This window comes from Cupriavidus sp. GW822-FHT02D05, from assembly GCF_058802485.1.
Map to the genome: position 1 here is coordinate 72,649 of NZ_JBXAOE010000022.1, position 16,745 is coordinate 89,393.

The 16,745-nt window shown below is 62.7% G+C and carries 17 protein-coding genes; 13 read left to right on the top strand and 4 right to left on the bottom strand.

Annotation, left to right across the window (positions count from 1 at the left end):
• The first annotated feature begins 9 nt into the window (after positions 1-9).
• The 13 genes from AC1RQK_RS26890 to AC1RQK_RS26950 all read left to right on the top strand — a co-directional run bounded on the left by AC1RQK_RS26890 (position 10) and on the right by AC1RQK_RS26950 (position 14,132).
• Positions 10-888, top strand: a complete 879-nt coding sequence (locus AC1RQK_RS26890) for a TrbG/VirB9 family P-type conjugative transfer protein (protein WP_492812138.1) — start codon at positions 10-12, stop codon at positions 886-888.
• A gap of 11 nt (positions 889-899) precedes the next feature.
• A complete protein-coding gene (locus tag AC1RQK_RS26895) occupies positions 900-2,126 on the top strand; it encodes a TrbI/VirB10 family protein (RefSeq protein ID WP_492812140.1) in 1,227 nt (408 codons plus the stop codon).
• Positions 2,127-2,160: 34 nt separating this feature from the next.
• Entirely contained in the window at positions 2,161-2,937 is a 777-nt protein-coding gene (locus AC1RQK_RS26900) for a lysozyme family protein (RefSeq protein ID WP_492812262.1), read from the top strand.
• A complete protein-coding gene (locus AC1RQK_RS26905; protein ID WP_492812142.1) occupies positions 2,934-4,154 on the top strand; it encodes a TrbG/VirB9 family P-type conjugative transfer protein in 1,221 nt (406 codons plus the stop codon). The genes AC1RQK_RS26900 and AC1RQK_RS26905 overlap by 4 nt, the downstream gene beginning before the upstream one ends.
• Complete coding sequence (locus AC1RQK_RS26910) at positions 4,151-4,609, top strand: lytic transglycosylase domain-containing protein (RefSeq protein ID WP_492812144.1); 459 nt, start codon at positions 4,151-4,153, stop codon at positions 4,607-4,609. The genes AC1RQK_RS26905 and AC1RQK_RS26910 overlap by 4 nt, the downstream gene beginning before the upstream one ends.
• Before the next feature lie 16 nt (positions 4,610-4,625).
• Positions 4,626-5,231, top strand: coding sequence for a toxin co-regulated pilus biosynthesis Q family protein (locus tag AC1RQK_RS26915; RefSeq protein ID WP_492812146.1), 606 nt, complete (start codon positions 4,626-4,628; stop codon positions 5,229-5,231).
• Between the two features lie 10 nt (positions 5,232-5,241).
• The gene (locus tag AC1RQK_RS26920) at positions 5,242-7,032 is read left to right on the top strand and encodes a secretin GspD/PilQ domain-containing protein (RefSeq protein WP_492812148.1); all 1,791 of its coding nucleotides are present in this window, start codon (positions 5,242-5,244) and stop codon (positions 7,030-7,032) included.
• The gene (locus AC1RQK_RS26925; protein ID WP_492812150.1) at positions 7,029-8,372 is read left to right on the top strand and encodes an ATPase; all 1,344 of its coding nucleotides are present in this window, start codon (positions 7,029-7,031) and stop codon (positions 8,370-8,372) included. Before AC1RQK_RS26920 ends, AC1RQK_RS26925 begins: the two co-directional genes overlap by 4 nt.
• Positions 8,373-8,401: 29 nt before the next feature.
• Positions 8,402-9,031 (top strand): hypothetical protein, encoded by a 630-nt coding sequence (locus AC1RQK_RS26930; protein ID WP_492812152.1) that lies wholly within the window; start codon positions 8,402-8,404, stop codon positions 9,029-9,031.
• Positions 9,032-9,042: 11 nt separating this feature from the next.
• Positions 9,043-10,857, top strand: a complete 1,815-nt coding sequence (locus AC1RQK_RS26935) for an ATPase, T2SS/T4P/T4SS family (RefSeq protein WP_492812154.1) — start codon at positions 9,043-9,045, stop codon at positions 10,855-10,857.
• A 10-nt stretch (positions 10,858-10,867) separates the two neighbouring features.
• Positions 10,868-12,091, top strand: coding sequence for a type II secretion system F family protein (locus AC1RQK_RS26940; RefSeq protein ID WP_492812156.1), 1,224 nt, complete (start codon positions 10,868-10,870; stop codon positions 12,089-12,091).
• A gap of 19 nt (positions 12,092-12,110) precedes the next feature.
• Complete coding sequence (locus AC1RQK_RS26945) at positions 12,111-12,746, top strand: type 4 pilus major pilin (protein WP_492812158.1); 636 nt, start codon at positions 12,111-12,113, stop codon at positions 12,744-12,746.
• Positions 12,747-12,872: 126 nt separating this feature from the next.
• Positions 12,873-14,132 (top strand): adhesin, encoded by a 1,260-nt coding sequence (locus AC1RQK_RS26950; protein WP_492812159.1) that lies wholly within the window; start codon positions 12,873-12,875, stop codon positions 14,130-14,132.
• Positions 14,133-14,194: 62 nt separating this feature from the next.
• Here the strand turns inward: AC1RQK_RS26950 and AC1RQK_RS26955 are convergent, their stop codons facing one another.
• From AC1RQK_RS26955 to AC1RQK_RS26970, 4 genes are all read right to left on the bottom strand, one after another.
• Positions 14,195-15,040 carry a hypothetical protein gene (locus AC1RQK_RS26955; protein WP_492812161.1) on the bottom strand — a complete coding sequence of 282 codons (846 nt, stop codon included), beginning with the start codon at positions 15,038-15,040 and terminating at the stop codon, positions 14,195-14,197.
• A gap of 206 nt (positions 15,041-15,246) precedes the next feature.
• Complete coding sequence (locus tag AC1RQK_RS26960) at positions 15,247-15,891, bottom strand: hypothetical protein (RefSeq protein ID WP_492812163.1); 645 nt, start codon at positions 15,889-15,891, stop codon at positions 15,247-15,249.
• Positions 15,892-15,942: 51 nt separating this feature from the next.
• On the bottom strand, positions 15,943-16,503 hold the full coding sequence (locus AC1RQK_RS26965) for a hypothetical protein (protein WP_492812165.1): 561 nt from the start codon (positions 16,501-16,503) through the stop codon (positions 15,943-15,945).
• A gap of 5 nt (positions 16,504-16,508) precedes the next feature.
• The gene (locus AC1RQK_RS26970) at positions 16,509-16,703 is read right to left on the bottom strand and encodes a YqaE/Pmp3 family membrane protein (protein WP_492812264.1); all 195 of its coding nucleotides are present in this window, start codon (positions 16,701-16,703) and stop codon (positions 16,509-16,511) included.
• Positions 16,704-16,745 lie beyond the last annotated feature (42 nt).

Below are 16,745 nucleotides of genomic sequence, written 5' to 3' on the forward strand. Positions count from 1 at the left end.
GATTCCCTCATGCGTAACCGACTCTCGTCGCTGGCCATCGCCGGCGGCATCGCTCTCGTTCTCTCGTCACCGTTGGGCTTTGCCGCCGACAAGGCGGCGCGCAAAGGCCTCGGTGGCGTACCGCCGCTCGGCGTTGGTGACATCAGCGATGCGATGAACCCGTTCAATCCGCTTAATGGTGGTGCCGATCCGGTCGCGCTGCCAGCGGACTCGCGTCTCGTGGTCTTCACGTACAGCCAGGACCAGATCTTCCGCGTACTGTCGGCGCCGCTCAAGACGACGACGATCGAGTTCCCCACCGGGGAGACGATCGCTTCGGAGCCGGCCTGGGGTGAGAACGTCCGGTGGAGCTATGACACCGACGGCATTAACCACATCTATCTGCGCCCGCACGCGCCAGGCCTCGTCAATACGCTCTCGGTGAACACGAACAAGCGTAGCTACGAGTTCACTCTGGTGTCGTCGCCTCTGGGCGGCATGTTTTATCAGAAGGTCCGCTTCAACGTGCCAGAGCCGATGATGGCGAAGGTGAAGGCTCGGGGCGGAGATGCGCCCGGAGTAGGCGGCGCTGAGCCGGACCAGGCTGCACAGCCTTCGCTCGGTGTCTCCCCGGACAAGCTGAATTTCGACTACTCGGTGGGTGGCGACGCGGAATTCCGTCCCGATCAAGTCTTTGACGATGGTAAGGCGATCTGGATGCGCATTCCCAAGGGCGCTGACTGGCCCGTCGCGCTGGTGAAGGACGGAAGCGACTTCGTCGTCGCGAACTTCATCCGCCGTGGCGAGTTCCTGGTGCTGCAGCGTCTCGCGGAGAACGTGGTGCTGCGCTCGGGCAATGCTGAAGTCACTGTGCGACGCGGTCGCCGCCGGCTGCTCGGCTTGTTCTGAAGGGGGCCAAGGTGAAGAAGACGCAAGTCGAGGACGTGACTGACGCGCAGGCTCGCGCGACCAAGGGGAAGCTTCCTCGCAATATCGTCTATTCGTTGGCGACCGTGGCGGCGGTTGTCGTCGGCACGCTGGGGTACTACTACCAGAGCCGCAGCGATGCGGAGACTAAGCAGAAGGCAGAAGAACAAAAGGCCGCGCGGCTGCGCGACCGCACCTCCGCGTCGGAACAGGGCAACAGCCTGGACCAGGAGATCCGCAAGCAGCAAGAAGAAGCTCGCGCCGAGGCTGCGCGCCAGAAGGTGCTTGCCGGCAAACAGATCGAACCGGCAGGCAAGGCACCCATCCTGACCGCACAGGATTTTGGTGGCAGTGGCCAGAGTCAGGGTGGCGAGAATTTGTCAAAGAAGAGCAACGAAGATGCGCTCTTCACAGCGCCCATCTTCAAAAGTGCGGGTCAGCTGAAGAATGCGCGGGCTTCGGGGCAGGCGAACCTATCGGGCCTGCCCGATCCTGCGCAGATGCGCGCAATGCAGCAGGCAGCGGCGGCGGGCGCCGGTGGCGTGGGTGTGCCCCCGGGCCAGGAACCTGCGACGGTATCTAGCGACCGGCAGTTCCTGAACGAGACGTCGGCGACGAAAACCCTGCGCACCAGTTTCTCCGGCGTACTGCCGAAGTGCACGCTGAGCCGCGGGTTCGTCATCCCGGCCACCTTCGTTGGCGGCAATAACTCGGACAAGCCAGGTGAGTTCCGCGCGACGGTGGATCAGGACGTATACGACACGGTAGATGGGACCTGCAGGGTGATCGCGGCCGGCACGACGCTGGTCGGCGCCTATAGCCCAGACATTGCCATTGGGCAGGAACGCTTGCTCGCGGCATTCATTCGGATGCAGATGCCGAATGGCAAGGTTGTGCCTCTCTTGGGTATGCAGGGTGCGGACCCGAATGGCTACGCCGGCATTAGCGGCGACGTCAACAGTCACTTCTTCAAGATCTTCTCGGGTGCGGTGATCATCGGCTTCCTGGAGCAGCGATTCAACAACACGGCGACGGCCACCACAGCGACGCCGGGGGGACTGACCACCTACGGCAACACCGCGGGGCAGGTAGCGGCGCAGACCGCGCAGACCATCCTCAATCGCAACCAGAACATCCGGCCGACGATCACCACCGAGCCGGGCCAGAGGATGCTCGTGCAGGTCAAACATGACATGGTCTTGGAGCCCTACCGTGATTGAGCGCGCATGCCTCTTAGCGACGGCGCTCGCGGTGATGCCTGCCATCCCGCACGCGGCAACGATCGAGGCGATTGTCAGTCCGACTGCGGTGGTCGTGCGTGCGGATGGTGCCGCACGGCTGCTGAGCCTCCCCGGTAAGCCAGTGCTGTACTGCGGGCTGGAGCGCTTCCTGGGCGGGTCAGCCCAGCTGATCGGTGCGCAGATCGAGGCTGGCGGCGCACAGGGCCCGGAGATTGTCCGGGAAGGAAAGACGATACCGCTCGCCAGCGTGTTTGCCGGTGAGGGCTGGCTGCGGCCGACCGAATTGACCGAGGCCGCGCAAGAGGCGATGGTCGAGCGTCGTGGCGGCTGGGCTTGCGCACCGAAGGCTGCACCGTTTGCGGCCATGAGCCGTCGCGTGGATCCGCTTATTCTGGCGGGCATCGCCATGAACGAGTCGGCCTATCGCGGCCGGCCGTGGCCGTGGACCCTCAACGTTGCCGGACGCGGCATGTTCTTCGCCACGCGCGAGGATGCGCACGCGACGGTCAACCGGCTGCTTTCCGCCCGGCGATGCGACTTCGACGTCGGGATTATGCAAATCAACTGGTGCTACCACGGCCAACGCTTTGCCTCCCCCTGGGAGGCGCTGGCGCCGGCGACCAACATCCGCGTGGCGGAAACGATCCTGATGGAGAACCTGCAACGGAGCGGGTCCGCGATGAAGGCTGTCGCCTGGTACCACAGCGCCGATCCGAGCCGCGGCGGTGCCTACTTTGCTCGCTTCATGACCCACTTCAAGCAACTCGATCCGGCGACCCATACCCAATGACCAAGTCCATTATTTTCGCCGCCGCGCTGCTCCTTTGCGGAACCGTTGCCGCTGCGCCCACCGATCCGTTCGATTTTGACTATCAGGTAATGGCAGCTGCCGCCGCACGGCCCGCCATGATCTTCAACGACGGCAGCAGCACCTACATCCAACCGCGCCCCGGGCAACAGGTCGTCGCGGAAGGGGGCCAGTCTTCCGGTCCGTACGTAGTACTCGAAGGGGTGCCCGAGGTGGTGCGCTACACGGCGAACGGGAGCGCTGTCACGGCGCGTTGGAAGCGGTCCCATGGTTTTACCGGCGAGCCTGCGAATCCGACTGGCGACCTGCCGCACGCCTTCACCAGGTTCAGCGGCCGGCTGGCGATGATCGGCGGCCACAACGGCCTCGCGTTGGTGCGCCAGAGCGAGACCACCTTGGCGCTGGCACCGATGATCAAGACCATTGCGCCGACCGGCTGGACCGGGACGGCGCAGAAGGATATCGCGCTCAGCGAGGAACTGCGCTTTGCGACGCGGGCCGGGGAGAACTGGGTGCAGGCGCTCGAGCGCCTGCTGGCGCAGCGCGGTCTGTACGCGGAAGTGGATTTCGACCGAAAGAACATCGCGTTGCGGGCCACCCCGCCCAAGTCTCTGGAGATTGCGGCTTCCGGTGCAACAGCGGTGGCAGCGCCGGCAGCACCAGCGCCCGAGCTCACCGCGGCGGCCACCGATGCCAGCGAGGCCGATGGCTCCGCGCTCAACGCCGCCTTCAATGCGGAGGCGATTCGCGACAACAAGGCCGGTCGCATCGAGATGCGATTCCCTGCAAAGCCGACGAACCTGCTGGTGCAGGGGGAGGGCGGGCGCGAGATTGATACCGATTGGAATGAAGCCGAAAAGGTTTTGTCGTTCCGCACCGCCGATCGGTTCACTGTGCGCGGTGACGGCAAGGCTGTGGAGGTCGCGCGCGTGCCCGGCATTGCCTATCAGTTCCCCCGCGACAACGCGGCTGGCCTCGAGCGCGTCTTCGAGAAGGACGGGGCCACCTACCTGAGTTTCCGCCAATCGCTGATCGCGGTGTCGGTGCGGGATGAGGCCAACCAGTCGAATGGTGAGCACAAGGACCGGTACTACAAATACAGCGGCATCAGCGCGCGTCTGATGGTGACGGCCGACGGCAAGACGGTCAACGTGACCCGCCAACCCGAAGTCCGTTTCTATGAGCGGGCGGCGTCATGAGGCGTTTGCTCAAGCGGGTGTCGCCGCTAGTGGCGCTCGTGCTCTCCCTCTGTGGACCGACTTTCGGCTGGGCGGACTGCCTGGACGATGCCGCGATGTTCCACCAGGTGAGCCCGGTGTTGCTGCGAGGCATCGCGCAGCACGAGTCTGGGATGCGGGCCAATGCCGTCAATCGCAACGCCAACGGCAGCGAGGATATCGGTCTGATGCAGATCAACACGGTGCATCTGCCGAGGCTCGCCCGATTTGGAATCACCCGGCAGGCGCTGTTCGAGCCTTGCACGAATGCCTATATCGGCGCCTGGATTTTGCGAGAGAACCTGGATCGATACGGGCCAACTTGGGATGCGGTGGGAGCCTACAACGCGGCTTCGCCGGATAAGCGTCTCAAGTACATCAACCGTATCTACAGCACGCTCCAGCGCGGAGCGCCGGCCAACCAAGCCATTAGATAACCGAAGGTAAAAAGTCATGCTTCCCATTGATCAGATGCGCCGGTTGAGCCGGACTGTTCTTGCCGCGAGCGCGTTGTGCGTGTGTGTCGGTGCCCATGCGGCCGTACCGTCCGCGACGCCGTTCGGCATAGAGCCAACAGGCAACTTCGAACCCGCGGCGCCGCTCAAGGGCGATGGCTGGCAGCGTCTCGCTGCAAACACGAAGGCGAAGTCGCCCAAGGCGGCAGGGCCAGCGGTGCCCGCTGCGAGCGATATCGCGCCCGCGTCGGTTCCCCCTGTACTGGCCCCTTCGCAACTCGTTGCGGCTTCGGCAGGTGGAGCGCCTCTCGCGGCGGGCAACGCTGCCGCGCCTGCCGCCTGGACAGTGTCGGCGACGGACGGGAACTACCGGCAGCTGATCGAGGCGTGGGCTACCCGTGCGGGGTGGACGGCCGCACCGTGGGAACTCGACAAGGATCTTCCGATTGTGGGGAACGACTCGTTCCAAGGTGACTTCAAGGCAGCGGTGCGTCACGTCTTGGAGGCGACCGAACTCACCGACTACAAAGTGAAGCCGTGCTTCCACTCCAACAACATGGTGCGCGTCGTGAAGCTGACCACCAAGTGCGATCTGACTCAGTAAGGCCATGCAAATGAACCGAATCTTTCGCCCCACCGCCGTCGCCTTGCTCGTATGTTCGACACTGGCCGGTTGCGTCTCGCCGCGCCTGCTCGAGGATACTAGGCAGGCGGCCGAGGACACCCGGGCCCAAGGTGATGCAATGACCGGCGCGCTCTATGCCCGGATGCGCCGCGACCGCGCCGCCGTTGAGGCTGAACAGGAAGTGTCCAAGCCTTTCCTCGTGGGCAGAGCTGTTCCGACAGCGCGAAACGTTACCCTCCCGCTTGCATTGCGCAACAACGTCGACACCTGGGTGATCTTTCCCGAGCGCGTCATGCCGCTGGCGGTAGCTGGGCAGCGCATCACGATGGCGACCGGGATCCCGGTGAAGGTCGAATCGGATGTCTATCTTCCGGCAAGCATGCTGCTGCCGCGCAGCATGATGTCGCAGGCCGGGCAGATGTCGCGCAACCAGCAGGCCGGTGGCGCGATGCCGCAGGCGATGCCCGTGCTGGGTCAGGCACCTGCCCTTGGTGCCCCGCTTCCGACCGGCCTGCTGGGCGGCACGCCCAGCATGGCCCAAGCGACACCGCTGGTGGAAAGCGCCTTGAACGTTGAGTTCAAGAACAGCGAGAAAATGCCACTCGCCAACATGCTAGACCTGATTGCGACGCGCCTGGGCATCAATTGGGAATACAGCGCCTCGAAGGGCGTGATTCGCTTCTACCGCCTCACTACCAAGACCTGGCAGTTGCCGATGAAGGCGGGCACCAGTTCCTTTACCACCGAGTTCAAGGAGAGCGCTCGGGGCTCGAACGGCAGTTCCGGCGGTAGCGCCGAGCAGACCGCGAAGATCGATGGCGCGGTGAAGTCCGAGAGCAAGGACATCGACGACCTCGACGGTATCAAGAAGAGCATCGTGCCGGCCATGTCGATGGTGGGCAGCGCCGAGATCAATCCGGCCACTGGCATTCTGACGCTGCGCGATACGAAAGAGGCTGTCGAAGCGGCCGACGAGATCGTGCGTCGCCAGATCGCTATCTACTCACGGATGGTCTACCTGAAGTTCCAGACGGTTGATTTCACGATCACCGACAACGGCGAGGCGGGGATGGACTGGAATGCGGTGCTCACCAAGGCACTGGACCGGGTGCCGGGCTTCACCTTCAGCGCGCTTTCGCCAGCGTCGCTGGTTTCGTCCAGTGCCGGCAGCTTCGGCCTTGGGATCACCTCGGGCGGATGGAATGGCACGCAGGCGATCGTGACTGCGCTGAAGCAATACGGCACTGTCACGACGTCCGTTGCGGTTCCGCTGGCGATGCGTAACCGCCATGCAGCGCAGTACAACAATCGTCGCGAGTATGCCTATGTGTCTGCCACCACGCCAGCGGCATCGACGGTCGGCGGCACCGGCGGTACACCGGGCATTACCACGTCCACGGGTACCGTCGGCTTCAAGCTCACGGTGTTTCCGGACGCGACTTCACGCGACGACGTCAACCTGACGCTGGCATTCGACCAGTCGGCCCTCGACGGCCCGATCCAGACGTTCACCTCGGGCAGCGGCGTGAATCAGCAGTCCGTGCAAGTGCCAAAGACGATTGCCAAGGGCATTCCGGCCCAGGACTTGATTGTGCGCAACGGGCAGACTGTGATTGTGACCGCGTTCGATCAGACGGATACGCAGATGACGCACCGCACTCTCGCCGACTTGCTCCCGACGATCGCCGGCGGCTCTCTGACCGCGACGAAGTCCCGCACCCTGACGTTGGTCCTGGCCACCGTGATGATTGAAGATCAGGGCGAGGCCCAAGCGCAATGATTCTCGACATCCACGGCAAAAAGCTGGTTTTCGGCATGCAGTGGCGCACGCTGACCGGCAGCGGCGCGCCTGCGACGCTGGCGGCCAATATTGCGCGGGAGGTAAAGGCCGCGCGTATCTGGCACGAGGATCAGTCGCTTCACATGGGCTATCTGGACGCCGCGGACGGCCAGGCCAAGATCAAGGACAAGCTGTACTCAGGTGCCGCCACGTTGGCCCGCATCCCTGACGTCGTGCCCAATGCGTTCTTTGTGTTCCGCCTGGACGCGCCTGCCCAGCCACCGATCTATCTGGTCTGCGGCGTCGTCAAAGGCCGCCCCCGCGTGGGCTTCGACCAGGTGGTGCACGACGAGAAGACGCTCGCCCAGCTTGCAGCCGATTTCCCGACGAAGTGCGACGGCGACTTCAAGCTGGTGGGCAACGCGCCGGAACTGATGGCCTTGCTGCCGGCCGACCGCCGGATCACACATTTGCCTTTTGCGCTGGAAGCGCTGGCCGCGCAAGCGGGGCCTGGCGCGCTGCTGAAGAAGCCCGGTGCATCTTCCCAGCGCAAACGGTTGCTTGTGCTCGCCACCCTTGCGCTGGTGGGGGCGGTCGGATGGAAGTATGGCAAGGCGGAGTACGACGCCTATCAGCGCCGCCTGCACCCACCGCCTCCACAGAAGACGCCCGCGGAACGCTATGCCGAGGACCTGGCCCAGCGAGCGGCAACGCCCGTCGCGCCGGTGGCCACCGCGATGGCGTCATGGTATCGCTGGTTTGCCGATGCAGTGCCGCTGCAGATCGGCGGCTGGACGCTCGCGGCCATCGCCTGTCATGACGTGTCCACGCCGGAGACGACATGCCTGTTGACGTATGAGATCCAGCAGGGTGCCAAGGGGCTGACCAATCAGACGTTCCTGGCTGCGCTGCCCGACCAGTTCGGTGTGCCGACCTTCCTGGCCGGCGACACCAAGGCCGTGGTGTCCGCCCAAGTGCCGGTCGGCGCCCGTACACCTCTCGGGACAGTGCTGGAGAAGCTGCCGACGGCGATGGACTTGCGCGTTCGGTTTGGCTCTCAATTGCAGACCCTCTGGCCGGTTGCGTCCAAGGCCGAGCTCAAGGACGTCGCGATCTTCGGCACTGTCCCGACGGAAGGGGCTGCCTCCCTGACGCACCCGGTTGTCTCCAGCGCCTGGGAAATCACCGGACCGCTGCGCAACCTGAGCGAGTTCAAGGGATTCGGTCCGCAGGTCGTGGTGAAGACCATCGAACTCGCCGTGAACCTGAACGCCGCTCCCGACCTCAAGCAATCGAAATTCATGTTGACGGTCAAGGGCGATGCCTTTGCCCGCAACTGAGAAGGAAGACTGAAATGCGTGCTTACCCGATGACAATCCGCCGCGCGAGCGTGGCGATGTTCACACTCCTTGCGTGCGGCGTGGTGCTTGCCGATGACGACGTGTCGATCACACGGAAGCTGATCGAGGCCGATGGCAAGGTTGCGCTGCAGAAACTGGAGCAGGATCTTGCCAAAACCGCTCCCGCTCCGACCTTGACCGCCGCGCCGGCTGGCGCCACGACGGTCAAGGCCCCCGAGCGCTCGCCGCAGACAATCGCCCTTTATGGCGTCGACGGCCGCGGTGCTGGCGGCGCCGTGAATCTGCGCAGCTACGTCAGGTGGGGTGATCAGGTCTATCCTGCCCGCGTTGGCGCGAAGTGGCGCGGCTTCACGGTGGCCGACATTTCGGCAGCCGGCACGACGTTTGCGCGAGGCAAGACCAAAGTATTCGCCCCGTTGGTGGAAGAGGACGCGGCCGTGCTACTGGAGTCTGGGCGAGCGGGCGCACCCGAGGCAGCAACAGCCAGACAAGCCGCGCCGCTGCCTGCTCAGGTCCCAGGGATGACGCCGGGCTTCCCACCGGCGCCTCAGATGCCCGTGCCCCAGCCTGCATTCCAGCCTCCGGTCCCGACGCCGCCATTGCCGGCGGCGGCGCCGGCGTCCGTGGCACAACGGTGAGGGGCGCCGCAATGGCACTGTTCAGCAGGCGCGACCGAGCGGACGCCAAGGTCGCCGGAGTCGGGGGCGTGACGGTTCTCACCGGCGCGGCGCCGGCCTTTGCCGCGTCTGCGCCCGCGAGGCCATCAATGACAGGCGCCGCGGCGATCGCTGCGCCGGCGGAAGAGATCGGCACGGTCGACGAGCTCCCCATCTTCATCAAGACGCTCTACGACGAGTTGGACATGGCGCCATCGCTGCGGCATGGCATCTGCCCGGTGCTGGTGGAAGCTGCGGGTGGTCCGGGCGTGCGCGGAAAGTTCGCCCTGGTGGTCTCGCGGGAGATGGCCACGTCGGACGAAGCGGAGGAGATCATGCGGCAGGCTCGCCTGCTCTATGACCAGGCCGCACCGGCCACGCACCTCGCGGCCACGCAAGTCATGGTCGCGCTATCCCGTGGCAGCGTCGATCCGCGCGGTGGGGTCGAGACCGACTACGTCATCGGCCGCCGGCGCCCCGCCAGCGCGCTGTGGAACAACTTCGAGGCCGCAGCGCGCTTTGCGTTGCGAGAGAAAGCCTCGGATATTCATTGGGAGGTGGAAGACCAGGGGACGCATTCCCAGATTCGATTTGCCATCGACGGCTATCTCGTGGCCCCGGCGGAGTTCCGGATGGAAACGGGCGTGATGCTCGATACCCTGTCCCATATCTGGCAGAAGGGGAAAGGGGGATCGCAGGGCGTGTTCAGCCGGGTCCTGCCCCAGCAGACCAGCATTCGCACGCGCATCGACGGGGAGGCACTGGTATTCCGCTGGGCATCGATGCAGAGCGCCACTGGCCATGTGACGGTCATGCGGATGCACCGCGAAGAAGCCCAATCGCTGGAAGTGGACTTCGTCAACGACCTCGGTTACTTCGAGCAGCAGGCCCAGCTGCTCGACCGAAACACGATGCACCTCGGCGGCGGCACTGTTCTCGTTGGCGTCGTTGGCTCGGGCAAGACCACAACGGCCCACGCGATCATGCAGCGCCTGCCGGCCTGGATGAACAAGATGGCGATCGAGGATCCGGTGGAGCTGCTTGCCAAGGGCACGCACCACTTCTCGGTGTCGCGCACGCTCGACGGTGCGAACCGGGATGAAGATCCCTTCATTGCTGGGAAGCGCCAGATCAAACGGATGAACCCGCATTTTGTGATGGTGGGTGAGCTTCGAGATCACGAATCGGCCGGGCTGTTTCGAGACGTGGCGGGCGCTGGGCTGCGCGCGCTGACGACTGTCCACGCGCCGAGTGCGCTGACGGCGGCGGACCGGCTCTCTGACGGTGAACTGCGTATTCCACGCAGTGTCCTCGCCACGCCTGGCTTCATCAATCTCTACGTCTATCAGGCATTGATGCCGAAGACCTGCAGTTGCGGCCTCCGGCATACGGCGATGAAGGAAGCCCTTGGCGCGAGAAAGCTGCAGCAGATCGAGCGCCTCTTCCGCTTCGATGTCGAAGGCATTCGGCTACGGAACCCGCAAGGGTGCGAGCTTTGCCGGCGTCCCAATCTGCCGGAGCTGAACGGCGCCCGCGGCCGGACCGTGGTGGCCGAGATGTTCGAGCCTGACGAGCAGGACCTGGCCTATATCCGCGACGCCAAGAACGTCGAGTTGGCGGCATACCAGCGCAGCAAGCGCCAGGTCGGCTTCGACGTGCCGGACAGCACCGGGAAGACCGTGTTCGAGGTCGCCATTTACAAAGTCTTTGCCGGCGTGGTGGACCCGCGTGAGGCGGAGCGCCTGTGCTCGCTCGACGCCTATGAAGCCAGACTTGCCCGCCAGCGTGCGCGCGGCGAAAAGCACTGAGAGGAACGGCATGTTCAACAAACTAGCACAGTGGCTGGTTGGGCTGGCCCAACGCAAGGTCGGCGGCCAGATGCTGAAGGCGGGCGATCAAGTATTCATGGACCGCTTGTTCTGGGCCAAATATCGCTTCCGCAGCATGCGAGCGACGTACTACGGCGATCTGGCAAAGCGAATTCTCCACATGCCGGGGGAGCCGGTTTCCAACCATTTCGCCAAAGACGCGGCGCGGCGCGTTGGCGAGCCGGTAGGCGTGCTCGCGGCGCACTGGCTTGCACGGTCCGAGGGGATCGACGGGCAGATGCAGCGCTCCCGGCTGACGGAGATCTTCCGGGGCACGATTCCGGACGAGGACATTCCCATCCTCGCCGTGGCGGAAGAGGGCGGCGACATTCGGGAGGGCCTGGAAACGCTGTCGCGCAACCTTACCGCGCTTGGCGAGGCGCGCGCTGGCATTGCCATGACGCTGGCCGGCGTGGTCATGACGGTGGTGATCCTCCATGCCTATCTCGGCGCCCTGGCGTTTCTGATCGGCCCGGCCATCGACAAGTCATTCAGCGCAATGCTGGATGTGAGTCAGTACGGTCCCATTGCATCGACCTTCCACCACGCCTCGACGTTCCTGCGGCACTGGGGATGGTTGCTCGTGATTGCCGAAGTCGCCGCCGGCGTGTGGGTGGTTCGGGCCCTGACCCGCTACGTGGGGCGCTACCGCGGGTGGCTGGACCGCAGGATGCTGGCGTTCGATTTCTTCCGTCGATTCCAAAGCGCCCAGTTTCTGGCCGGTCTCTCGGCCGTGACGAAGAAGTTCGGTGGGGATGCACGCAACCTGTTGGACGGCCTGGTGCTGATGCGGGCCAATGCCTACCCGTACCTGGCGTATCACATCGAGCGCATCGAGTTGAACTTGGAATATGCGCCGAATGAGGGTGGGAAGGTGTTCGATACGGGTCTGTTTGACCGCGATACCAGCTACCGGATTCAGGACATCGCCGAGTACGAAAGCGACCTGTCGAAGATGCTCCACACCGTGTCGGAGGACCTGCTCAAGACGACCCCCCAACTCATGCAACAGCGCGCGTCGCGCTTCAATCGTCGCGCAACGATCATCCTGATCGTGATCATCACCGCGCTTGCCTTCATGCCGGCCTTTATGGCCCAGGAAATGAAATCCCGCACCGCCATGGCGGCCATGGGCGGCAAGCGCCCGATTCCCACCCAGACGCAACAACCCTAACCCAACGAGGAATACCAACATGAACGCATTGCAGAAAGAAACCAGCCTGGAACAGGTCGAGATGGACGAATCGGGTGCGGATTCGGGCGCGCAACCGGTGCGCGATGTGAGCCGTATACCGGAGGGCAGCCGCAATCGCCGTACGCGCCGCCAGTGGGGCGGGGTACTGGATGAGTATGGCTTCTACCTGCTGCTGGCAGGCCTCGCGCTGGTGGCCATCCTGGTACTGTTCTCGCGCAACCAGACGGATACTCAGGTCCAGCAGCTGACCACTGAGCTGAACGGCGTCATTGGGAAGGTCAAAACCAGCTACCGCGGCCAGTACAGCAAGGTCAGTATTTCCGCACTAATGGGCAACGGTGTATTCAAGGACTTGACCACGATGACCGAAACCGGCTCCGATATCATTCTGCAGCCCGGTGGTGGCAAGCTGACTGTGACCGCCGGCCAGTTGCTCAGCGCGAACGACTCGCTGCAATGGTCCGTCCCGCAGCAGCCGGACGCCGCTTGCATCTCTATCGTCGCGTCATACCAAGGTAGTGCCGGCAAGATCGTCGTGAACGGGACGACCATCAAGGCAGTTGGCGGCTCTGTCGACCCGAGCAAGGTGTCATGCTCGGGTGGCAGCAATACCATCGACCTGTACATTGCCTGACCGGCGAAAGCTATCGTGTTTTGGTGAGTTTATGCCGGTCAGCGACACCGGCTCTGCTGGCATAGTCGTTGGTATTGCCGCCGCCCTGCCTCGTTCAGGGCGGCGTTCTACTTGGAGGTAGGCTAGATGTTTCTGACCGAAGCGGCGCTTCAACTATCCGTCGCGGCGATTGGCGCTGCTGTGATGATTCACAACACCAACAACCTCATTGACGACGCGTTGGCCGCCGGTACTGGCCAGTACATGTCCAACGTGGCGAGTGCCGTCAATACCTATGTCTTCGACAACATGACGTTGCTCGCCGGTAGTCCGAATGGGCCGACGACGATCAATGCGGGTAGTGTATCGGCGACCGTCGCTAGCCCGCTTCACCCCACGGTGCAGGATCTGATTAACCTGAAGTTGCTGCCGATCGGGCTCAGTGACACTAGCCCGCTCGGGCTGTCCTTTCGTGTGGACCTGGTGCCGACCAACTGCAGCGCGGGTCTGACGTATTGCACCATCCCTGGATCGATGTACTCGACCACGGCATACCGTGATGCCAGCGGCAACATTCGTACGGACCAGATGGCTACGGTTGTCGCGGCCGCGGGCGTCGATGCTGGCGTGTCCTACGCGGAGAGTCCCGCGGTCATTACCGGGATGGCCGCGAGCTGGTCTGCGCCCAATCCCCTGTCTGGAGGCAATGCGGGCGTGCTGATGATGCGGGTAGGCAACACGTCGCTTCTGGCGCAGAGCATGAACCAGTTCTACAAGCGGGATGGTTCGTTGAACCTGACCGGGCCGATGGATGCGAACAACCAGGCGATGAATGCCGTTGGGAACTTGCAGTCAAACGGTGCGGTATCGGCGAATGGCACCGTGACTGGAGGGGCCCTACGCTCCAATAGCGATGCTTCGGTCGCTGGGAATGCGAGCGCGAATGGTGTGTACGGGAACTACGTGCAGTCCAACGGAAATGCCTATGTAGTAGGTACTGTTCAAACAGGCAAGGTCAACGCGAACGAGGTTCAATCATTCGGAAATGTGACCAGCTCTGGATCGATGGTTGCCAGCGGCTATCTGTACGCTGCAGGTGCCGTCGTGCCGTCCACCGGCGGCGGCCAGCAGGTCTATGACGGGTGGGGCTGCGGCGATCCTCAAGGCGCGATCCGTAGCGATCCGAACGGGAAGATTCTGTCGTGCCAGTCTGGTGTTTGGCGGGCGGCGTCAGGGGGCACGGGCATAGTCGACTTTACGGCTTGGTATCATCCGTGCGGCACCGGGACGTTTTACGACCCGTATGGGAACGGTTCGGGTTACGTCTACACGATTACTTACGCGAACGGTTCGACCAGGAGTTTTATCGCGTCGGACTTTAACGATTGCAGCAGCGGCGGAGGCTGAGGCAGGCGTTCCAATGCAAAAGAGCCGGCACTGCCGGCTCTTTTGCATTCAAGCTTCCCAGCTTACTGGCATTGCAGGACCACCACGCCGGTCACATCGCCGCTGGACGGCGTGGGCATGGCGTAGCCGATGGCGAGGAGCGGCTTCGCCTGGGACGTCCCCATGGTTTGGACGTGATGAAGCACACCGGACGACTGGAGCACGCCATTGAGAACGGTGCCCGTCACGGTAGAGGTGGCGTGCGAGTCGGAACCGATAGCAACGTCCAGCGTGAACGACTGAAGCGAAGGACCGGCCATGTCGATTACGGCTGTCGCGGAGTTTAGCTTGCCGGGTGCATAGTTGCCACTAACAGCCGTGGGCGCCGTGCTGGCGATGGCGCTGCAGTTCCGTTTCGGAAAGGAAAGATCGGGTTGTAGTGTGAGGTCTCGAAGCAGCGTCAAGGGCTTGCCCGCTGCATAGTGAGCCCCTTGATTTACGCTGAAATTGCCAATGTTGCTTGACCCGTCCGTCCAGCGACCAATAGCGAAGTCACCATTACCGGCCACATCGACAATTTTGCCGGTCGTCAGCGAGATCTGGCTGTTTGCATCGATCCCGATCTGCTTGTAGGCGCCTTCGGCCGTTGCCTTCTGCAGCGAGCCCGGGAATGCGTTGGAGGCGATGGACTGAAGCACCGACTTGGTGGAAGTCTCGGTCTGCGGCACGAAGATAACGGCCATCGGATCAGCGGTGACAGCCGGCGCGGAGCCTTGCACCACTATGGTCGGGGGCGGCGGTGCCGGCGTGACAGCGGCCGGGGTCGCTGAGCCACCGCCGTCGCCACCGCCACCGCCACCGCAGGCTGCCAGTGCGAGGAGCGAAGCGACCGAGATCGCGGAGAGAGACAGTTTGATCTTATTTTGCATTTTTCTTCCCTTCTAAACGTTGAACATTGCGGCCCGCCCTCGGATCGCATAAGTTCATCCTACTTGGCCCACAGCGAAGTCAAGTTGCGCTGGCATCTCGACAAAAGTAAACGAGAACTTTTGCGTCTTGTTCGATGCCCTATTTGGGCACTGCAGAACCACAACGCAGCTGACGTCGACGCTCGAAGCGGTTGGCGGCAGGCTCTCTACTTGGTGCCACTGTTCCTGAACATTCGCTCGTGCATCCAGCCTTCGCCCGTTGCGACCAGAACGGTCTCGGCGCGTATCTTTTCGCTCGTCGCTTTGAGTTGCGGGTATGCAGCTATCATCTCCGGAACTCTGGCCCAATCCGCGGCATCGACGATTTCGTACGTGTAGTTGACCTGAGAGACCTTAGAGCCGAGCATGTCCGCTGGTTGGGTGAAGTTGTCGACATCGACGACCTTTGCTCTGCCGGTACAGAAGCCGTCCCAGTTGTCAATGTTTCCGCCCGCACCCTTCACCAGGAACTTCTTTCCTTTATTTGTTAGCGCGTACTCGGTAGCTGGGATCGGAGTTTTGTTCCAAGGATTCCCACTAGGCATCTCTGCGTTCGTCTCGGACAACAGACCTACGTCTGCCAGGGCAGCCGCCTTCTCGGGATTCTTCAGAAAGCGAAGGCCATCTTTCTTCTCGATCGTGAACGGAAACGACTTGGCGGGTGCCATGACGCAGGCGCCGTTGGACTTGTCGTAGTAGTCCTGAATGGCCGCCTTGAAGTTGCTCTTGTTGGCATCGTGCTTGCTGCCGCAGCCGCCGAGGGCAAGCAGTGCCGCCGTCAACACGATCAGGCGTGCGAACTTAGTTTTCATTTGGTCGTGTAATATGCGAGAGCAAACGTTCTACATGGATCGGCGAGACAATCAATACCACTGAAACAACCACTCGCCATTGGGCTGCTTGACTGCGGTGTAAGTCCTCCTTGTGCTCTCCTCACTCTGAGGGGAAACATAGTCGGCGGAGAAGGAGATAGCATTCGCCGTTCTACGCTGCCAGCCTGCAATTCGGACTGGATTCAGACAGCCTGATTTGTGATATTGCATCGCCGAAAGAGGGCTGTGGAATGCCCAGGTCCCTGAGTTTGGGTCAGTGAATTGAGTCATCCGGCTACTGCTAGCGCCGCAAGCCGAGAGCGCGACCATATTCTCGATCGCGGGGCGTGCATCAGCGATCATGCGATTGATCTCCTGCGCTTGCCCCGCAGTGATCGCGTTTGCAGTCCGCTGCTTAATCTCCTGTGGAACGTAGACTATTGTGCCAGCGGGCGAATTTCCGTAGGTGCCATTGGGCCTTGAACCTAAGGTAGTGTTAACTGTACTGAGCACCTGATTCACAGAAGCCAGTCCGCTGTTCAGGTCCTGGCAACCGCTGATAAGAAGTGCCATGGTCGGGGCAATGAATGCGAGCAATCTGCTGTTATCCATCGTACTTACCTCCGTGCGCCTATGGCGGCGTCTATCTTCTTATTCGTCTTGTACTGGCTGAGTGCATAGGTCGACCAGATTGCTGCTGGGACCCACCCTATCAGCGTAATCTGGAGAAGCAGACAGATGAGACCGGCAAAGGGGCGGCCGATGGTGAAGAACTGAATCCACGGTAGGAAAATGGCGAGAAAGAGGCGCAATTGTTTCAAGTCCGGTGACGGTTAGTTGGAAATGTCGACGGT